This is a genomic window from Streptococcus sp. CF7_Ac1-12, from assembly GCF_024295905.1.
GTDB classification, from domain to species: Bacteria; Bacillota; Bacilli; order Lactobacillales; family Streptococcaceae; genus Streptococcus; species Streptococcus mitis_AP.
This window is the reverse complement of the sequence record NZ_JANCPG010000017.1, coordinates 1-19,944: the sequence shown is the minus strand read 5'-3', so window position 1 is coordinate 19,944 and position 19,944 is coordinate 1. Positions and strand designations below refer to the sequence as shown.

The window sequence follows — 19,944 nt, the reverse complement described above, 5'->3', positions numbered from 1 at the left end:
TGGAGGTTAATTGTGGAGAAAATTATTAAAGAAAAAATTTCTTCCTTACTTAGTCAAGAAGAGGAAGTCCTCAGTGTTGAACAACTGGGGGGAATGACCAATCAAAACTATTTGGTCAAAACAACAAATAAGCAATACATTGTTAAGTTCTTTGGGAAAGGGACAGAAAAACTCATCAATCGTCAAGATGAAAAGTACAATCTTGAACTACTTAAAGATTTGGACCTAGATGTCAAAAATTATCTTTTTGATATTGAAGCTGGTATCAAAGTAAATGAGTATATCGAATCTGCTATTACGCTTGATTCAACGTCAATCAAGACCAAGTTCGATAAAATTGCACCAATTTTACAAACCATCCATGCTTCTGGTAAGGAATTAAGAGGAGAATTTGCTCCTTTTGAAGAAATCAAAAAATACGAATCCTTGATTGAAGAAAAGATCCCTTATGCTAACTATGAAGCAGTTCGAAAAGAAGTCTTCCCCTTAGAGAAAAGACTGGCTGACTTAGGTGTCGACAGAAAATCTTGTCATATCGATTTGGTGCCTGAAAACTTTATCGAATCACCTCAAGGACGACTTTATCTGATTGACTGGGAATACTCATCAATGAATGATCCAATGTGGGATTTGGCAGCTCTCTTTTTAGAGTCTGAATTCACTCCCCAAGAGGAAGAAGCCTTCTTATCTTACTATGAGAGTGACAAAACACCTGTCTCTCGAGAAAAGATTGCAATCTATAAAATTTTACAAGATACTATTTGGAGTCTATGGACTGTCTATAAGGAAGAGCAAGGCGCAGATTTTGGTGACTATGGTGTAAGTCGTTACCAAAGAGCTGTTAAAGGTTTGGCTTATTATGGAGGTTCAGATGAAAACTAAAAATGGAGTTTCTTTTGGTCTACTCTCAGGTATTTTCTGGGGGTTAGGTCTAACGATTAGTGCTTATATCTTTTCGATTTTTACAGATTTGTCGCCCTTTGTGGTGGCTGCTGCTCACGATTTCTTGAGCATCTTTATCTTACTAGCTTTTCTTTTAGTGAAAGAAGGGAAAGTTCGTCTCTCAATTTTCTTAAATATTCGAAATGTTAGTGTTATCATCGGAGCCTTGCTAGCAGGCCCTATCGGTATGCAGGCCAATCTTTATGCGGTTAAGTATATCGGTAGTTCCTTAGCTTCATCGGTATCGGCTATTTACCCTGCGGTTTCAGTTTTATTGGCTTTCTTCTTTTTGAAGCACAAGATTTCGAAAAATACTGTATTTGGGATTGTCTTGATTATTGGAGGGATAATTGCTCAGACCTATAAGGTAGAACAGGTTAATTCTTTCTACATTGGGATTCTTTGTGCTTTAGTTTGTGCCATTGCATGGGGAAGTGAGAGTGTTCTTAGCTCTTTTGCCATGGAAAGTGAATTGAGTGAAATCGAAGCCCTCTTAATCCGTCAAGTAACTTCATTCTTGTCCTATCTTGTGATTGTGCTCTTCTCTCATCAGTCATTTGCAGAAGTGGCCAATGGACAATTACTAGGTCTTATGATTGTCTTTGCAGCCTTTGATATGATTTCTTACTTGGCTTATTATATTGCTATCAATCGCTTGCAACCAGCCAAGGCTACAGGCTTGAACGTGAGTTATGTAGTTTGGACTGTCTTGTTTGCAGTTGTTTTCTTGGGTGCACCGCTAGATATGCTGACAATTATTACGTCACTTGTCGTCATTGCTGGAGTTTATATTATTATTAAAGAATAAAGGAGATTCGTGTGAAAGCCATTATCTTAGCAGCGGGGTTGGGAACTCGCTTGCGTCCTATGACTGAAAATACCCCTAAAGCCTTGGTTCAGGTTAATCAAAAACCCTTGATTGAATACCAAATTGAGTTTCTAAAAGAAAAAGGTATCAATGACATTATCATCATTGTCGGTTATCTTAAAGAACAATTCGATTACTTAAAAGAGAAATATGGAGTTCGACTCGTTTTCAATGATAAATACGCTGACTACAATAACTTTTACTCTCTCTATCTTGTAAAAGAAGAATTGGCCAACAGCTATGTTATTGATGCTGATAATTATCTCTTTAAAAATATGTTCCGCAATGATTTGACACGTTCGACTTATTTTAGTGTCTATCGTGAAGATTGTACCAACGAATGGTTCTTGGTCTATGGAGATGACTACAAGGTTCAAGACATTATTGTTGATAGCAAGGCAGGCCGGATCCTGAGTGGTGTATCCTTCTGGGATGCTCCAACTGCAGAAAAGATTGTCAGCTTTATCGACAAGGCTTATGCAAGTGGTGAATTTGTTGATCTATACTGGGACAATATGGTTAAGGATAATATCAAAGAGCTGGATGTCTATGTCGAAGAATTAGAAGGCAATAGCATCTATGAGATTGATAGTGTCCAAGACTACCATAAATTAGAAGAAATTCTTAAAAACGAAAATTAAAGATTTCAACATCTGGCTAAAATAGTCGGATGTTTTTTGATTTTTTTACGAATAAATAGATGAGTAGAAAAAGAAATGGAGATATTTATGAAAATCACAAACTATGAAATCTATAAGTTAAAAAAATCAGGTTTGACCAATCAACAGATTTTGAATGTCCTAGAATACGGTGAAAATGTTGATCAAGAACTGTTGCTAGGTGATATTGCAGATATATCAGGTTGCCGAAATCCAGCCGTTTTTATGGAACGTTATTTTCAGATAGACGATGCGAATCTGGAGAAGGAGTTTCAAAAGTTTCCATCTTTCTCTATTCTAGATGACTGTTATCCTTGGGATTTGAGTGAAATATACGATGCACCTGTACTTTTATTTTACAAGGGAAATCTTGACCTCTTGAAATTCCCGAAGGTAGCGGTTGTGGGTAGTCGTGCTTGTAGTAAACAGGGCGCTAAGTCAGTTGAAAAAGTCATTCAAGGCTTGGAAAATGAACTGGTTATCGTCAGTGGATTAGCCAAGGGCATTGACACAGCAGCTCATATGGCAGCCCTGCAGAATGGCGGAAAAACCATTGCAGTGATTGGGACAGGTCTGGATGTGTTTTATCCTAAAGCCAATAAGCGTTTGCAAGATTACATCGGCAATGATCATCTGGTTCTAAGTGAATATGGACCTGGCGAACAACCTCTAAAATTTCATTTTCCTGCCCGTAATCGCATCATTGCTGGACTTTGTCGTGGTGTGATTGTAGCAGAGGCTAAGATGCGTTCAGGTAGTCTCATTACCTGTGAGCGAGCAATGGAAGAAGGGCGCGATGTCTTTGCTATTCCTGGTAGCATTTTAGATGGACTATCAGACGGATGCCATCATTTGATTCAAGAAGGAGCAAAATTGGTAACCAGCGGGCAGGATGTTCTTGCAGAATTTGAATTTTAGGACGAAATTTCGCTTACTAGACAAACTTTTCTTCTATATATAGGAGCTAAGTCTTGACAGTTATGGCAAAATGGTTTACACTTTATAAAGTTTATTACTTTGAAAAGGTGTGATACTGTGGCTACGGCAACAAAAAAGAAAAAATCAACAGTTAAAAAAAATTTAGTAATCGTGGAGTCACCTGCTAAGGCCAAGACGATTGAAAAATATCTCGGCAGAAACTATAAGGTTTTAGCCAGTGTCGGGCATATCCGTGATTTGAAGAAATCCAGTATGTCCGTTGATATTGAAAATAATTATGAACCGCAATATATCAATATCCGAGGAAAAGGTCCTCTTATCAATGACTTGAAAAAAGAAGCTAAAAAAGCTAATAAAGTCTTTCTGGCGAGTGACCCGGATCGTGAAGGAGAAGCGATTTCTTGGCACTTGGCTCATATTCTCAACTTGGATGAAAATGATGCCAACCGTGTGGTCTTCAATGAAATCACCAAGGATGCTGTCAAAAATGCTTTTAAAGAACCTCGCAAGATTGATATGGACTTGGTCGATGCCCAACAGGCTCGTCGTGTTTTGGATCGCTTGGTAGGCTATTCGATTTCGCCTATTTTGTGGAAGAAGGTTAAGAAGGGCTTGTCAGCAGGTCGCGTTCAATCTATTGCGCTTAAGCTAATCATTGATCGTGAGAATGAAATAAATGCCTTTAAGCCTGAAGAATACTGGACTATTGATAGTGTCTTTAAAAAGGGAACCAAGCAATTTCAGGCATCCTTCTATGGAGTAGATGGTAAAAAGCTGAAACTGACTAGCAATGATGAGGTCAAGGAAGTCTTGTCTCGTCTGACTAGTAAAGACTTTTCAGTAGATCAGGTGGATAAGAAAGAGCGCAAACGCAATGCTCCTTTACCCTATACCACTTCATCTATGCAGATGGATGCTGCCAATAAAATTAACTTCCGTACTCGAAAGACCATGATGGTTGCCCAACAGCTCTATGAAGGAATTAATATCGGTTCTGGTGTTCAAGGTTTGATTACCTATATGCGTACCGATTCGACTCGTATCAGTCCAGTGGCACAGAACGAAGCAGCAAGTTTCATTACAGACCGTTTTGGTAGCAAGTACTCTAAGCATGGTAGCAAGGTCAAAAATGCTTCAGGAGCTCAGGATGCCCATGAGGCTATTCGTCCGTCTAGCGTTTTTAATACACCTGAAAGTATTGCTAATTATCTGGACAAGGATCAACTCAAGCTTTATACTCTTATCTGGAATCGTTTTGTAGCGAGCCAGATGACAGCTGCTGTCTTTGATACCATGGCTGTTAAATTGTCGCAAAATGGAGTTCAATTTGCTGCCAATGGTAGTCAGGTTAAGTTTGATGGTTATCTTGCCATTTATAATGATTCTGATAAGAATAAGATGTTACCAGACATGGCTGTTGGAGATATTGTCAAACAGGTTAATAGTAAACCAGAGCAACATTTCACCCAACCGCCTGCCCGTTATTCTGAAGCGACACTGATTAAGACCTTGGAGGAAAATGGGGTTGGACGTCCGTCAACCTACGCACCAACCATTGAAACTATTCAGAAACGTTATTATGTCCGCCTTGTAGCCAAACGTTTTGAACCGACAGAGTTGGGAGAAATTGTTAACAAGCTCATTGTTGAATATTTCCCAGATATCGTAAACGTAACCTTTACAGCTGAAATGGAAGGCAAGCTGGATGATGTCGAAGTCGGAAAAGAGCAGTGGCAACGTGTTATAGACGCCTTTTACAAACCATTCTCTAAAGAAGTCGCCAAGGCTGAAGAAGAAATGGAAAAAATCCAGATCAAGGATGAACCAGCTGGATTTGACTGTGAAGTGTGTGGCAGTCCAATGGTCATTAAACTTGGTCGTTTTGGTAAGTTCTACGCTTGTAGCAATTTCCCAGATTGCCGTCATACCCAAGCAATCGTAAAAGAAATCGGTGTTGAGTGTCCAAGTTGTCATCAGGGACAAATCATTGAACGTAAAACCAAACGTAATCGCCTCTTCTATGGTTGCAATCGCTACCCAGAATGTGAATTTACCTCTTGGGACAAGCCTGTTGGTCGTGACTGTCCAAAATGTGGTAACTTCCTCATGGAGAAAAAAGTCCGTGGTGGTGGCAAGCAAGTTGTTTGTAGCAAGGGTGACTACGAGGAAGAAAAGATTAAATAAGAGGAGAGTCCTGAAAGTTAATTTCAGGCTCTTTTTGGTTAGAACTTGACAAAATTCATCATTATATGCGAAACTAGAAGAAGATTATTTTAACTAGGAGAAGTTATGCGTATTATTTATCTGATAATTGGTTTTTTATCACTGGCCTTGGCTATTGTTGGGGTTATATTACCCTTGTTGCCTACAACTCCCTTTCTTTTGCTGTCTATTGCTTGTTTCTCCAGAAGTTCCAAGCGCTTCGAAGATTGGCTTTATCATACCAAGCTCTATCAAGCATATGTAGCTGATTTTCGTGAGACTAAGTCTATTGCGCGTGAACGTAAGAAAAAAATTATCGTATCTATCTACATTTTGATGGGAATTTCCATTTATTTTGCCCCTCTTTTACCAGTAAAAATCGGTCTAGGAGCTTTGACCATCTTTATTACCTATTATCTCTTTAAGGTCATTCCGGATAAAGAATAAGTAAAATTTGTCACTATTTCCCTTGATAAAATTGAAAGCATATTCATAACAATATGATATAATGAATTTAAAGTAATCTTCAAGGAGAATTAAATGATTTACGAATTTTGTGCTGAAAATGTGACCTTGCTTGAAAAAGCAATGCAGGCTGGAGCTCGTCGAATCGAACTCTGTGATAATCTAGCAGTGGGAGGAACAACACCAAGCTATGGAGTGACCAAGGCAGCGGTTGAATTGGCAGCTAACTACGATACGACCATCATGACCATGATTCGTCCACGTGGTGGCGACTTTGTCTATAATGAACTAGAAATTGCTATTATGCTAGAGGACATTCGGTTGACTGCTCAGGCTGGAAGTCAAGGAGTTGTATTTGGGGCTTTAACTGCTGATAAAAAGTTGGATAAGCCTAATCTGGAAAAGTTAATTGCTGCATCAAAAGGAATGGAAATTGTCTTTCACATGGCCTTTGATGAATTAAGTGATGAAAATCAGTTAGAAGCTATTGACTGGCTCAGCCAAGCTGGTGTCACTCGTATCTTGACTCGTGCTGGTGTGTCTGGTGACTCGTTAGAAGAACGTTTTGCTCACTATCACAGAATTTTAGAACATGCTAGAGGTAAAATTGAAATTCTACCAGGTGGGGGGATTGACCTTGACAACCGTCAAACCTTTATCGACCAGCTAGGTATGACACAATTACACGGAACAAAGGTTGTCTTTTAAAAAATAGAAAGGAACTGCTAGCTTTGGGTAGCAGTTTTCACTTATGTTTGAAATTTTTAAATCCTATCAGTTTAATCAAGAAAAGGCTCATGCTTATGGTTTTGTAGAAAGTAGTGGAGTCTGGATCTATAGTTGCCAGATTTTGCAGGGTGACTTTGTCATGACTGTGTCCATCACTGCTGATAATGTGAGTTTTCAAGTCTTTGACCAGGAAACAAGTGACCTCTATCCCCAAGTTCATATGGAAAGTATGACAGGAAGTTTTGTTGCAAGTGTCCGTGAGGCTTGTCTGGAGATTCTTTACCAAATTCGGAAGACTTGTTTTGAGGTACAGGATTTTATCTGCCCTCAGACTAAGCGAATCATGACTCAGGTTCAGGAAAAATATGGTAATCGGTTGGAATATCTGTGGGATAAATCTCCTGACACGGCAGTGTTAAGACATGAAGGCAATCAAAAGTGGTATGCCGTCTTGATGAAAATTTCTTGGGATAAGCTGGAAAAGGGCAGAGAAGGACAAGTGGAAGCAGTCAACCTCAAACATGATCAAGTAGCTGATTTGCTTTCAAATAAAGGTATTTATCCTGCCTTTCATATGAACAAACGCTACTGGATTAGTGTGGCGCTTGATGATACTTTATCAGATGAAGAAGTACTGGAATTGATAGAAAGAAGTTGGAACTTAACTATTAAAAAATGAAACATTTCAAGGTTTTTCAAAAGCTTTCAATTAGCAAAATATTCTCTACTGAAGAAATTTTCAGAAAATATTGGATTTTTTCTTGACAAGCACTTTTGCCTATGCTAAAATACTAAACAAGATATCAAACGAAGGAGAAAGTCAAACATGAAAACAGCTAAGTTTAATCAATTTGCTTTGTTGTTGAGGTACTCGGGCTAGTGCAAAAAGCATTAGTCCTGTTTGGCTTACCAAGCGGGAGTGAATCAACATCTCGCTTGGATCTCTAAGCGAGATGTTTTTTTACAACCATATTTGGAAAAGGGGAAATCTTATGCGAACAGTTGAATTTCTAGATACCAGCCTTCGGGATGGAGAACAGACACCTGGTGTTAATTTTTCAATCAAGGAAAAAATTGCCATTGCAAGACAGCTGGAGAAATGGGGCATTTCAGCAATTGAAGCTGGTTTTCCAGCGGCTAGCCCAGACTCATTTACGGCAGTGCAGGAGATTGCCAAGGCCTTGAAGAAAACAGCGGTGACTGGTTTGGCCCGTTCTGTCAAGTCTGATATTGATGCTTGTTACGAGGCACTTAAGGATGCCAAGTATCCACAGGTTCACGTCTTTATCGCTACCAGTCCAATTCACCGCAAGTATAAACTCAATAAGAGCAAGGAAGAGATTTTAGAAGCTATTAAGGAGCATGTTTCTTATGCACGTTCTAAGTTCGAGATTGTTGAGTTCTCTCCTGAGGATGCGACTCGAACAGAGTTGGATTTCCTCTTGCAAGTTGTTCAAACGGCGGTCGATGCAGGCGCATCTTATATCAATATCCCTGACACGGTAGGATTTACCACTCCAGAGGAATATGGTGCTATCTTCAAATACTTGATTGAGAATGTTAAGACGAATCGTCATATTATCTATTCGCCTCACTGTCACGATGACCTCGGGATGGCAGTGGCTAATAGCCTTGCTGCTGTTAAGAATGGGGCGAGTCGTGTCGAAGGAACTATCAACGGTATTGGTGAGCGAGCTGGGAATGCTGCTTTGGAAGAAATTGCAGTGGCACTTAATATTCGCCAAGATTACTACCAAGCAGAAACCAGTATTGTCTTAAATGAGACCATCAATACGTCAGAAATGGTTTCTCGCTTCTCAGGTATTCCAGTTCCTAAAAACAAGGCCGTCGTTGGTGGTAATGCCTTCTCTCACGAATCTGGTATTCACCAAGATGGAGTTCTTAAAAATCCCCTCACTTATGAGATCATCACCCCTGAATTGGTTGGTGTTAAGAGTAATAGTCTTCCGCTTGGAAAATTGTCAGGTCGCCATGCCTTTGTAGAGAAACTAAGAGAATTGGCCCTAGAATTTACAGAGGAGGACATCAAGCCACTCTTTGCTAAGTTCAAGGCTCTAGCAGACAAGAAGCAAGAAATCACAGATGCAGATATTCGAGCTTTGGTAGCTGGAACCATGGTTGAAAATCCAGAAGGCTTCCACTTTGATGATTTACAACTACAAACTCATGCGGATAATGATATAGAAGCACTCGTTAGCCTAGCTAATATGGAAGATGAGAAAGTCGAATTTAATGCGACAGGACAAGGTTCTGTTGAAGCTATCTTCAATGCTATCGACAAATTCTTCAATCAATCCGTTCGCTTGGTGTCCTACACTATTGACGCTGTGACGGATGGAATCGATGCCCAGGCTCGGGTTTTGGTCACTGTTGAAAATAGAGATACAGAAACCATCTTTAATGCAGCAGGTCTGGATTTCGATGTACTGAAGGCTTCAGCTATTGCCTACATCAATGCCAATACCTTTGTTCAAAAAGAGAATGCTGGTGAGATGGGACGAAGTGTTTCCTATCGTGACATGCCTAGTGTGTAAAGGAGAATGCTATGACAAAGAAAATAGTAGCTTTAGCAGGGGACGGAATCGGCCCAGAAATCATGGAGGCCGGTTTAGAGGTTCTGGAAGCTCTAGCTGAAAAAACAGGCTTTGATTATGAGATTGATAGGCGACCTTTTGGAGGTGCAGGTATAGATGCTGCAGGGCATCCCTTACCTGATGAAACCCTCAAGGCAAGTAGAGAAGCAGATGCCATTCTCCTAGCGGCTATCGGTAGTCCTCAGTATGATGGAGCAGCGGTTCGGCCTGAACAAGGCTTGCTAGCTCTCCGTAAGGAATTCAATCTTTACTCTAATATTCGCCCTGTAAAAATCTTTGACAGTCTCAAGCATTTGTCACCACTCAAACCGGAACGAATTGCTGGTGTAGACTTTGTCGTGGTGCGTGAGTTGACAGGCGGGATTTACTTTGGAGATCATATCCTTGAAGAGCGCAAAGCGCGTGATATCAACGGCTATAGCTATGAGGAAGTAGAGCGAATTATTCGCAAAGCCTTTGAAATTGCAAGAAATCGCAGAAAAATCCTTACTAGTATCGATAAGCAAAATGTGTTGGCGACCTCAAAACTCTGGCGGAAAGTAGCTGAGGAAGTTGCGCAGGATTTCCCAGATGTAACCTTGGAGCACCAGCTGGTAGACTCAGCTGCTATGCTTATGATTACCAATCCTGCCAAGTTTGATGTCATCGTGACAGAGAATCTTTTCGGAGATATCTTATCTGATGAATCAAGCGTTCTATCTGGCACACTTGGAGTTATGCCATCAGCCAGTCATTCTGAAAATGGACCAAGTCTCTATGAGCCCATTCACGGTTCAGCTCCTGATATTGCAGGTCAAGGAATTGCCAATCCTATCTCCATGATTTTATCAGTGGCCATGATGTTGAGAGATAGTTTTGGACGTTATGAGGATGCGGAACGTATCGAGCGTGCTGTTGAGGCAAGTTTGGCAGATGGTGTTTTAACGAGAGATATAGGAGGTCAGGCTTCGACCAAGGAAATGACGGAAGCTATTATTGCAAGGTTATGAAGTTAGATGAAAAAGTTACTCTAGTCTTTTTGATTTGGAATGTCATGGTTTTCTTGATTTATGGTATTGACAAATCCAAGGCAAGGAGAAGAGCTTGGCGCATCCCTGAGAAAATCTTACTTATTTTAGCCTTTACTTGTGGTGGTTTTGGGGCCTGGTTAGCAGGAATCATCTTTAACCACAAGACTAGAAAATGGTACTTTAAAACAGTTTGGTTTCTTGGGATGGTGACCACACTAGGAGCCTTATATTTTATTTGGAGGTAATGGATGGCAGGAAAATCGATTTTTGATAAATTATGGGAACGTCATGTCATCACAGGAGAAGAGGGGCAGCCCCAACTCATGTATGTGGACCAGCACTATATTCATGAAGTGACCAGCCCTCAAGCCTTTCAAGGTTTGCGAGATGCAGGTCGCAGATTGAGACGACCAGATTTGACATTTGGAACCTTTGACCACAATGTCCCGACGGTCAATATCTACGATATTCGAGATGTCATTTCCAAGGCTCAAATTGATAAGCTTGCTGAAAATGTTGAGGAATTTGGGATTGAACATGCTGCCCACGGTTCTGAAAAACAAGGAATTGTTCACATGGTTGGTCCAGAAACAGGACGGACCCAACCAGGGAAATTCATTGTCTGTGGAGACAGCCATACGGCAACCCATGGAGCTTTCGGAGCAATCGCTTTTGGAATTGGGACCAGTGAGGTTGAGCATGTCTTTGCGACACAGACCCTCTGGCAGGTCAAACCCAAGAAAATGCTGGTAGAATTCACTGGTGTTCCTCAAAAAGGAGTATATTCCAAGGATTTCATTTTAGCTTTGATTGCCAAGTACGGCGTTGCTTGCGGCGTTGGCTATGTGGTGGAATATCGGGGACAAGCGATTGATGCACTGAGCATGGAAGAGCGAATGACTATCTGCAATATGTCCATCGAGTTTGGATCTAAGATGGGAATCATGAACCCGGATCAAACCACCTATGATTATCTTAAGGGACGAGAATGTGTTCCAGAGGACTTCGAAGAGGCTGTGGTGGATTGGAAAACCCTTGTCAGTGATGATGATGCTGTCTATGATAAGGTTATTCGTATGGATGTATCAGACCTAGCACCTATGGTGACCTGGGGAACCAATCCTGCTATGGGGGTTGACTTTGACAGTAGCTTCCCAGAAATTAAGGATATGAATGATGAGCGAGCTTACAATTACATGGACTTGGAGCCTGGTCAAAAGCCAGCTGATATTGAACTAGGCTATATCTTTATTGGTTCTTGTACCAATGCTCGTCTCAGTGACTTGCAACTGGCTGCGCGATTTGTCAAAGGAAAGCAAATTGCTCCTAATTTAACGGCTATCGTGGTTCCAGGATCTCGTCCTGTGAAACGAGCTGCTGAGAAGTTGGGTTTGGACAAGGTCTTTCTAGATGCTGGCTTTGAGTGGAGAGACCCAGGTTGCTCTATGTGCCTAGGGATGAATCCAGACAAGGTTCCAGATGGTGTCCACTGTGCCTCAACCAGCAACCGAAACTTTGAAGACAGACAAGGTTTTGGCGCTAAGACCCATCTTTGCAGTCCAGCCATGGCAGCTGCGGCAGCTATCGCAGGGCGATTCGTAGATGTTCGGCAAATGCCAGAAGCCCAGTAAGGAGAGGATATGGAGAAATTTACAGTTTATACGGGAACGACCGTTCCTCTCATGAATGATAACATCGACACAGACCAAATCCTACCCAAGCAGTTTCTCAAGTTAATCGATAAGAAAGGCTTTGGTAAGTACCTCATGTATGCTTGGCGTTATCTGGATGACAAGTATACTGAGGACCCAGACTTTGTCTTTAACCGACCTGAATATCGGAAAGCCAGTATTCTCATCTCAGGGGATAACTTTGGGGCAGGATCTTCGAGGGAACACGCAGCTTGGGCTCTAGCGGACTATGGTTTCAAGGTCGTGATTGCAGGGTCTTTTGGTGATATTCATTACAATAATGAACTCAATAATGGCATGTTGCCTATTGTACAGCCCAGAGAGGTTCGAGAGAAACTAGCCCAGCTACAACCAAGTGACCAGGTAACTGTGGACTTGGAACAACAAAAAATCATCTCACCAGTTGGAGAATTCACCTTCGAGATAGATAGCGAGTGGAAACACAAGCTCTTAAATGGCTTGGATGATATCGGTATTACCTTGCAGTATGAAGACTTGATTGCTGCTTATGAAAAACAACGACCAGACTACTGGCAGGATTAGAAGAAAAATAGAAAAGGAAATAGAACTATGACAAAACACATTCAATGGAACGGAACACTTTCACAAGAAGGATATGATATTTTAAAAGGTGAGGGCGGATGTATCGTTTGCCCTACTAAAGTTGGTTACATTATCATGACTAGCGACAAGGCAGGACTTGAACGCAAGTTTGAAGCTAAAGAACGTAACCGTAACAAACCAGGTGTTGTTCTCTGCGGTAGCATGGATGAGCTTCGTGCTTTAGCACAACTCAATCCAGAAATTGAAGCCTTCTACCAAAAACATTGGGACGAAGACATTCTTCTTGGCTGTATCCTTCCATGGAAACCAGAAGCCTTTGAAAAACTCAAAGCATATGGGGATGGCCGTGAAGAACTCATGACTGACGTGCGTGGTACTAGCTGTTTCGTTATCAAGTTTGGAAAAGCTGGTGAACAATTGGCTGCCAAACTTTGGGAAGAAGGAAAGATGGTCTACGCCTCATCTGCAAATCCATCTGGAAAAGGAAACCGTGGTAAGGTAGAAGGAATCGGAGAACGTATCGAAGGGGCAGTTGACCTTGTTATCGAGGCAGACGACTATGTGGCATCTATCCAGCCTGACAAAACGATTGAAACACGCTACGAGCAGGGTGTGATGGTCTCTATGGTCGATAAAGATGGAAAACTTATCCCAGAACAAGGAGGAGCACGTTCAACTTCACCAGCTCCAGTTGTAATCCGCAAAGGGCTTGACATTGATAAGATTATGATGCACCTGTCAGACACCTTTAACTCATGGGACTACCGTCAGGGAGAGTATTATTAGAATGTAGAAGAAGTGGGGAGAAAATAATCTCTCTTCTTTCTTTTGTTGTTTATATCATAAAATCCGAACAATATATTTTAATTTATAACATTATTTGACAAAAACTGTACTTTAGTTTATAATAAATTAAGGAAACGTCGGAAAAGGCGTAGTGATGCGAGAGCATAGGTAGGTCATTACAAAAGAAACGAGACATCGATATGTTAAATGAATTTCCAATTTTTGATTACGAAGATATCCAACTGATTCCAAATAAATGTGTCATTAAAAGCCGTGCAGAAGCGGATACAAGTGTCACTCTAGGAAAGCACACCTTTAAACTACCTGTTGTACCAGCTAATATGCAGACGATTTTGGATGAAAATGTAGCAGAGCAACTGGCAAAAGGTGGTTACTTCTACATTATGCACCGTTTTGATGAGGCAGGACGTATTCCTTTTATTAAACGAATGCACGATCAAGGGCTCATTGCTTCTATCTCTGTCGGTGTTAAGGATTATGAGTATGATTTTGTTAGCCAGCTCAAGGCTGATGCTCCCGAATACATCACGATTGACATTGCTCATGGTCATGCAGATAGCGTGATTTCTATGATTCAACACATTAAGAAAGAATTGCCAGATACTTTTGTCATTGCTGGAAATGTGGGAACACCAGAAGCTGTGCGTGAATTGGAAAATGCTGGTGCGGATGCTACTAAGGTTGGAATAGGTCCTGGTAAGGTTTGTATCACTAAGGTCAAGACTGGTTTTGGTACAGGTGGTTGGCAGTTAGCTGCTCTACGCTGGTGTGCTAAGGCTGCACGTAAACCGATTATCGCTGATGGAGGAATTCGTACTCACGGTGATATTGCCAAGTCTATCCGTTTCGGTGCTAGCATGGTCATGATTGGTTCCCTCTTTGCAGGACACATCGAAAGTCCAGGGAAAACAATTGAAGTCGATGGTGAACAATTCAAAGAATACTACGGTTCAGCTTCCCAATATCAAAAAGGTGCTTATAAAAACGTGGAGGGCAAACGCATCTTGCTTCCTGCAAAAGGTCATTTACAAGACACTTTGACTGAGATGGAACAAGACCTTCAAAGTGCTATTTCTTATGCAGGTGGACGTCAGGTTGCTGACCTTAAACACGTTGATTATGTTATCGTGAAAAACTCCATCTGGAATGGGGATGCTTCCCACTAAGACGGGCTATCTCACTAGAAAAAACTTGTTATTAGAGCAAATTTTTGTTATAATAAAACAAGTTTCCACCCTTAGTGTAATGGATATCACGTAAGATTCCGGTTCTTGAGATGGGGGTTCGATTCCCTCAGGGTGGATGTAAATAGCTCAGGAGTCTGAGTAGAAATATAAAAGATAAAGACGCATTATATCATGTCTAGACAAGAAGACTTTGATATGATGTGTTTTATGTTTTTATATTCGATAAATTATTTAACAGCCCTCTTTCTGATATTATACGTTAGAGGCAGTAATATACATAAGAAATAAAATATTTCGGGTGTCAAACTTGTCTAATTATGAGCAAAATGATATACTAAAATCAATAACCTGTTTTTCTTTCTCATTTAGTTACTCAGGTTAATATATATATATATGAGGTTGAAATTTTGTCAAATAAAAAAGAAATTTTTTCTATTCGTAAATTAAAAAATGGTCGTTCAGACTCAGTAAAAATAGGTACTCTCGGACTCATTATGGGTGCTGCTATCGCTTTGTCTGTCAACACTCAGTCTGTAGAAGCTGCTATTATCGATAACAAAGATGGAACTACTACTATATCAAATAGCAAGGGTTCTATCAAAGTAGATACAGCACATGTGGAATTTAATAGTGATAATTATGAGGATGATTCAAAATATTTTGATCGTAATCCAAAACCGAATGAAACAGGTACAGATAAAATTACTAAAACAGGTAAGGTAGACTACAAGTATGTATCAACTGATGGGACTGTTTTAGAAGAAGATAAAAATCAAGATGCAGGCTTTGAAAAACAAATTTCGGTAGATTATGAAGTATACGGACCATATGGAAAAGTCTTCAAATCATTAAAAGGTAACGAAATTACCGATACTGATTTAACCAAGGCAAAAGAGCACGGTGCCGCAGGAAAAGATACTATTGAAAAAAATAATACGATCTATCATAAGATTGGGGATCCAACTGTAGAAATCACAGGTGATGGAGGGGGGACATACTCTGACTCTACTCTTGGAAATGTGACTGCAAAACTAACTTCTGAAGGTCTTGTTCAAAATGATGGGAAAATTAACCACAGTGGGGTTAAACCAGGAGGTCGTACCTGGATTGTCGAAGAAACTGGTAAGGGGACTTACGGCAAATATGTATTAGCCGATACACCAGCCACTACATCTGATAACTGGCTAGAAGATACATTCAAGGCGGGAGAAGCCACAGCAAAAGAATATACTTCTACGAATATCGCTACAGATGGTGGTATCAAGGAAGGAGATTATGTCTTCGTATTAGAAAAAAATACATATGTATCAGCTAGTCGGAATAACATTTCCTATACATCGGTTTATCATATGGAAATTCCTGAAGATATAAATGATATTAAGGGATTTCATAGCTATATTTCGCAGCACAAAGATAATCCAGATACTGTTACTATCCCAGAAACGAAAACCCTTTTAAATAACTATTTGAAATATTTAAAAAGGTATAACTTAGAAGATACTGAAGACAATTTTAAGAGTTTTTTTGTTCTAGGAGACGAATACGAGTACGTCAGAAAGATGGCTGATAACATATTTAGAAGTCGCACTCTCGATTCCGAAAAACGCCCTGTAGATGATGTTGCATTCAGCGGTGATCAGGTTAACTTTCAAGAGTTATCCATTGGAGGTGGCTATTTCTCCACAAATGCAGTCGTTAACCATGGTTATTATGAAAGCTATAGTTATAAGACGGAATATACTCCTCTTAGAGCTTATCGTTTAGGTAGTGGTCATACTACTATCACCTACACTTATAGTCCTGAAGTAACGAGTAGATCTGAAAAGAAAGGCTCGGTTACCGTACATTATCAAACAGAAGACGGGACAACTCTTAAAGATTCGTATAATGATACTGTAGATGCTGTAGTAGAAGTTGAAACAAAAACTTACTATCTTGATGCGAATAATCAAGAAGTAGTTGTGGAAGACAAAACTGTTAAAACGCCTAAAAACGTAGCCTACAACACTAAAGAAAATGAAACTGAAAAACCTCAAAGATTGGAAGCAAATGGTTCTGTTTACTATTTAGACGAGACTAAAACAAAAACTACGGTAAATGGTGTTCCCAAAACTTCACCAGAAGAAGAAGGTTCTGTTGTAGAAGGAACTACAGAAGTAACCTATGTCTATGAAAAAGCTGGATCAGTCCTTGTTCACTATGTTGATACAGAAGGCCATCCTCTCCAAGGAACCAATGAAAATCAACAACCAGTGACTCAAACGGTTACGGATACTGATAATGCCAAAGCAGGTTCAGACTACGATACACAAGATCATAAACCAACAAGCATTACTACAGCAGATGGTAAAGTTTATCAACTGGTTCCTCAAAGTACTAGAGGAAATGAGACAGGTAAGGTTGTCGCAGGCCAAACTCTTGAAGTCACTTATGTTTATAAAGAAGTTAAAGGGAATGTTCTAGTTAAATACGTAGATGAAAAAGGAACTCCACTAGCAGGAACAGCTTCAATGCCTGGAAATACAACAGAAGCAGTAACAGCAGACGGAGTAAAAGCAGTCACTGAAGCAGGGTTAGGCACAAGGTATGATAATAAAGTAGCTGAGAAAAAAGCGACTAAGATTACAACAGCAGATGGAAAAGTATATGAACTTGTAAAAGAAAATAATGGATTATACAATACATCAGAGCCTGAAACAGGAACAGTAACAGAAGCTGATAAAGTAGTAACATTCGTCTACAAAGAGAAAAAATCAGCAGTAAATGTGAAGTATGTTGATAAAGCTGGACAACCAATCGCTGGAACAGCAACAATGCCTAATAATTCAACTGAAGAAGTAACAGTTGATGGATTAAAACCTGTAACAGATGCAAGTGTAAATTCTGACTATGATGTTACTAGTAAAAAAGCATCTAAGATTACCACAGCAGATGGAAAAGTTTATCGACTAATTGGTTTACAAGCAGGATCTAAACCAGCAGCTGGTACAGTAGAAGAGAACGAAATCACTGTAACTTATCAGTATGAGTTACTAGGAAGTGTAGTGACTAAATATGAATTATCAGATGGTACGAAATTAACAGGTGCATTAACATTTGATAATGCTACAACTCCAACTACAGTAGAAGACAAAGGTTTAGCTGTTGCCAATGCGACAGATGTATCAAATGGTACCAATTATGACGCAAGCACTTCAGCTAATAAGCCGAACAAGATTACAACAGCAACTGGAGAAGTATATTACTTAACAACTTCAAATGACGGAGTAAAAGCAGATTCAGCACCAGTTACTGGAACAGTAGAAGAAGGTAAAACAAAAGAAGTTACTTATGTCTACGAAAAAGCTGGATCAGTAGTGATTAAATACATTAATACTGACGGTACTGAAATTAAAACATCTGTACAAGATTCTACAAATGTTAAAGCAGGAACAGCATATAACGCAGCTGAAAATGATGAAAAACCAGCAACAATTGAATTTAACAACACGAAATATAAACTAGTTACCAAAGCAGGTACTACTACAACTAATGCAACTTACTCTGCCGAAGCAATCGTAACAAACGGAGAAAACGTTGGAACTGTGGAAGGGCAAGTAGTAGCAGGAAAAACACTTGAAGTAACATATGTTTATACAGAAGTAACTGGAGACGTAGTGGTTCACTATGTTGACACAGAAGGTAATGTAATCGCTGAAGATAAAGAAGATACTAAAGGTGCTTCTCTAAACGCTAAATACGACACAACTGACAACAAGCCAGAGAAAATCGAAAAAGACGGAACAGTTTACTACTTAACAGCTAAAGCCCTAAAAGATGGCTCTAAACCAGAAAACGGAGACGTAGTAGAAGGTAAAACTGAAGTAATTTACGTTTATGAAAAAGCTGGATCAGTCATCGTTAACTACCAAACAGAAGACGGAATACCATTAGTAGGAACTGCAGATGGTAAAGATATTGCTTCAGGTGCTAAAGACACTGACAATGGGAAACCAGGTTCTGACTACAATACTGCAGATAACGGAATGAAACCAAGCCGTCTCACAACTGCAGAAGGAAAAGTATACGAATTGGTTGAAGCTTCAACTAAAGGAAATGAAACAGGTAAAGTTGTTGCTGGAGAAACTAAAGAAGTAACATACGTTTATAAAGAAGTAAAAGGTAACGTAGTTGTTAAGTATGAAGATACTGAAGGTAACGTAATTGCTGAAGACGAAAAAGATGAAACAGATGCTTCTCTAAATGTTAAATATGATACAGCAGACCACAAAAAAGATGAAATCATTAAAGATGGTGTTAAATATTACTTAACAGCTAAAGAGCTTAAAGATGATTCTAAACCAGCTACTGGAGACGTGGTAGAAGGTACAACTACAGTAACTTATGTATACGAAAAAGCAGGTTCAGTCATCGTTAACTACCAAACTGAAGATGGAAGTCCATTAGTAGGAACTGCAGATGGTGCTAATGTAGCTTCAGGAGTTAAAGACACAACAGACGCTAAAGCAGGAACTGACTACAACACTGCAGACAACGGAATGAAACCAAGTCGTATCACAACTGCAGAAGGGAAAGTATACGAATTAGTACCAACAGCAACTAAAGGTGACGAAATAGGTAAAGTAGTAGCAGGACAAACTCTTGAAGTAACTTATGTTTACCAAGAAGTTAAAGGGAATGTCATCGTTAAATTCCAAGATACAGAAGGAAATACCATCTCAGAAGATGAAAATGATGAAACAAATGCTTCTCTTAATACAAACTACAACACGTCAGAACATAAGAAAGCGACTATCGTAAAAGATGGTGTCACTTACTATCTAACTGATAAAGCCCTAAAAGACGGCTCTAAACCAGAAGAAGGTTCTGTTGTAGAAGGAACTACAGAAGTAACGTATGTCTATGAAAAAGCGGGTTCAGTCATCGTTAACTACCAAACAGAAGATGGAACTCCATTAGTAGGAACTGCAGATGGTGCTAATGTAGAATCAGGTGTAAAAGACACAACAGACGCTAAAGCAGGAACTGACTATAATACTGCAGACAACGGAATGAAACCAAGCCGTATCACAACTGCAGAAGGAAAAGTATACAAATTGGTTGAAGCTTCAACTAAAGGAAATGAAACAGGCAAGGTTGTAGCAGGACAAACTCTTGAAGTAACATACGTTTATAAAGAAGTAACTGGAGATGTAGTAGTTCACTACGTTGACACAGCAGGTAACGTAATCGCTGAAGATAAAGAAGATACTAAAGGTGCTTCTCT

16 protein-coding genes and 1 tRNA gene are annotated in these 19,944 nt (G+C 39.9%); all 17 read left to right on the top strand.

Features of this window, described 5'->3' with window-relative positions; all coding sequences use genetic code 11:
- The first annotated feature begins 12 nt into the window (after positions 1-12).
- On the top strand, positions 13-882 hold the full coding sequence (gene licA, locus NMM17_RS08330) for a choline kinase LicA (protein WP_254754232.1): 870 nt from the start codon (positions 13-15) through the stop codon (positions 880-882).
- Positions 872-1,750 (top strand): DMT family transporter, encoded by an 879-nt coding sequence (locus NMM17_RS08325; RefSeq protein ID WP_254754231.1) that lies wholly within the window; start codon positions 872-874, stop codon positions 1,748-1,750. The genes licA and NMM17_RS08325 overlap by 11 nt, the downstream gene beginning before the upstream one ends.
- Positions 1,751-1,761: 11 nt before the next feature.
- Positions 1,762-2,451, top strand: a complete 690-nt coding sequence (locus tag NMM17_RS08320; RefSeq protein WP_000643965.1) for a sugar phosphate nucleotidyltransferase — start codon at positions 1,762-1,764, stop codon at positions 2,449-2,451.
- Positions 2,452-2,538: 87 nt separating this feature from the next.
- Positions 2,539-3,387, top strand: a complete 849-nt coding sequence (gene dprA, locus NMM17_RS08315) for a DNA-processing protein DprA (protein ID WP_254754230.1) — start codon at positions 2,539-2,541, stop codon at positions 3,385-3,387.
- A 117-nt stretch (positions 3,388-3,504) separates the two neighbouring features.
- Positions 3,505-5,592, top strand: a complete 2,088-nt coding sequence (gene topA / locus NMM17_RS08310; RefSeq protein WP_254754229.1) for a type I DNA topoisomerase — start codon at positions 3,505-3,507, stop codon at positions 5,590-5,592.
- Between the two features lie 105 nt (positions 5,593-5,697).
- Positions 5,698-6,057 (top strand): YbaN family protein, encoded by a 360-nt coding sequence (locus tag NMM17_RS08305; RefSeq protein WP_254754228.1) that lies wholly within the window; start codon positions 5,698-5,700, stop codon positions 6,055-6,057.
- A 93-nt stretch (positions 6,058-6,150) separates the two neighbouring features.
- Complete coding sequence (locus NMM17_RS08300) at positions 6,151-6,783, top strand: copper homeostasis protein CutC (protein ID WP_254754227.1); 633 nt, start codon at positions 6,151-6,153, stop codon at positions 6,781-6,783.
- 43 nt (positions 6,784-6,826) lie between these two features.
- Positions 6,827-7,483 (top strand): MmcQ/YjbR family DNA-binding protein, encoded by a 657-nt coding sequence (locus tag NMM17_RS08295; protein WP_254754226.1) that lies wholly within the window; start codon positions 6,827-6,829, stop codon positions 7,481-7,483.
- A gap of 313 nt (positions 7,484-7,796) precedes the next feature.
- On the top strand, positions 7,797-9,359 hold the full coding sequence (locus NMM17_RS08290) for a 2-isopropylmalate synthase (RefSeq protein ID WP_254754225.1): 1,563 nt from the start codon (positions 7,797-7,799) through the stop codon (positions 9,357-9,359).
- 11 nt (positions 9,360-9,370) lie between these two features.
- Positions 9,371-10,408, top strand: coding sequence for a 3-isopropylmalate dehydrogenase (gene leuB / locus NMM17_RS08285; protein ID WP_254754224.1), 1,038 nt, complete (start codon positions 9,371-9,373; stop codon positions 10,406-10,408).
- The gene (locus tag NMM17_RS08280) at positions 10,405-10,674 is read left to right on the top strand and encodes a DUF1294 domain-containing protein (protein ID WP_254754223.1); all 270 of its coding nucleotides are present in this window, start codon (positions 10,405-10,407) and stop codon (positions 10,672-10,674) included. Before leuB ends, NMM17_RS08280 begins: the two co-directional genes overlap by 4 nt.
- Before the next feature lie 3 nt (positions 10,675-10,677).
- Positions 10,678-12,060 carry a 3-isopropylmalate dehydratase large subunit gene (leuC, locus tag NMM17_RS08275; RefSeq protein ID WP_254754222.1) on the top strand — a complete coding sequence of 461 codons (1,383 nt, stop codon included), beginning with the start codon at positions 10,678-10,680 and terminating at the stop codon, positions 12,058-12,060.
- 9 nt (positions 12,061-12,069) lie between these two features.
- Positions 12,070-12,663 (top strand): 3-isopropylmalate dehydratase small subunit, encoded by a 594-nt coding sequence (gene leuD / locus NMM17_RS08270; RefSeq protein ID WP_254754221.1) that lies wholly within the window; start codon positions 12,070-12,072, stop codon positions 12,661-12,663.
- A gap of 27 nt (positions 12,664-12,690) precedes the next feature.
- A complete protein-coding gene (locus NMM17_RS08265) occupies positions 12,691-13,470 on the top strand; it encodes an L-threonylcarbamoyladenylate synthase (protein WP_000160505.1) in 780 nt (259 codons plus the stop codon).
- A gap of 200 nt (positions 13,471-13,670) precedes the next feature.
- Positions 13,671-14,657: a GMP reductase gene (locus tag NMM17_RS08260; RefSeq protein ID WP_049546505.1), complete on the top strand. Its 987-nt coding sequence runs from the start codon at positions 13,671-13,673 to the stop codon at positions 14,655-14,657.
- Positions 14,658-14,722: 65 nt separating this feature from the next.
- Positions 14,723-14,794 (top strand) — tRNA-Arg (locus tag NMM17_RS08255).
- Positions 14,795-15,085: 291 nt separating this feature from the next.
- A partial coding sequence (locus NMM17_RS08250) for a MucBP domain-containing protein (RefSeq protein ID WP_254754220.1) occupies positions 15,086-19,944 on the top strand: 4,859 nt, incomplete at its 3' end.

Coding starts and splice junctions, on each gene's coding strand:
- NMM17_RS08325 (WP_254754231.1), top strand. CDS start 872: ATGAAAACTAAAAATGGAGTTTCTTTTGGTCTACTCTCAGGTATTTTC.
- dprA (WP_254754230.1), top strand. CDS start 2,539: ATGAAAATCACAAACTATGAAATCTATAAGTTAAAAAAATCAGGTTTG.
- NMM17_RS08305 (WP_254754228.1), top strand. CDS start 5,698: ATGCGTATTATTTATCTGATAATTGGTTTTTTATCACTGGCCTTGGCT.
- NMM17_RS08300 (WP_254754227.1), top strand. CDS start 6,151: ATGATTTACGAATTTTGTGCTGAAAATGTGACCTTGCTTGAAAAAGCA.
- NMM17_RS08295 (WP_254754226.1), top strand. CDS start 6,827: ATGTTTGAAATTTTTAAATCCTATCAGTTTAATCAAGAAAAGGCTCAT.
- NMM17_RS08290 (WP_254754225.1), top strand. CDS start 7,797: ATGCGAACAGTTGAATTTCTAGATACCAGCCTTCGGGATGGAGAACAG.
- leuB (WP_254754224.1), top strand. CDS start 9,371: ATGACAAAGAAAATAGTAGCTTTAGCAGGGGACGGAATCGGCCCAGAA.
- NMM17_RS08280 (WP_254754223.1), top strand. CDS start 10,405: ATGAAGTTAGATGAAAAAGTTACTCTAGTCTTTTTGATTTGGAATGTC.
- leuC (WP_254754222.1), top strand. CDS start 10,678: ATGGCAGGAAAATCGATTTTTGATAAATTATGGGAACGTCATGTCATC.
- leuD (WP_254754221.1), top strand. CDS start 12,070: ATGGAGAAATTTACAGTTTATACGGGAACGACCGTTCCTCTCATGAAT.
- NMM17_RS08265 (WP_000160505.1), top strand. CDS start 12,691: ATGACAAAACACATTCAATGGAACGGAACACTTTCACAAGAAGGATAT.
- NMM17_RS08260 (WP_049546505.1), top strand. CDS start 13,671: ATGTTAAATGAATTTCCAATTTTTGATTACGAAGATATCCAACTGATT.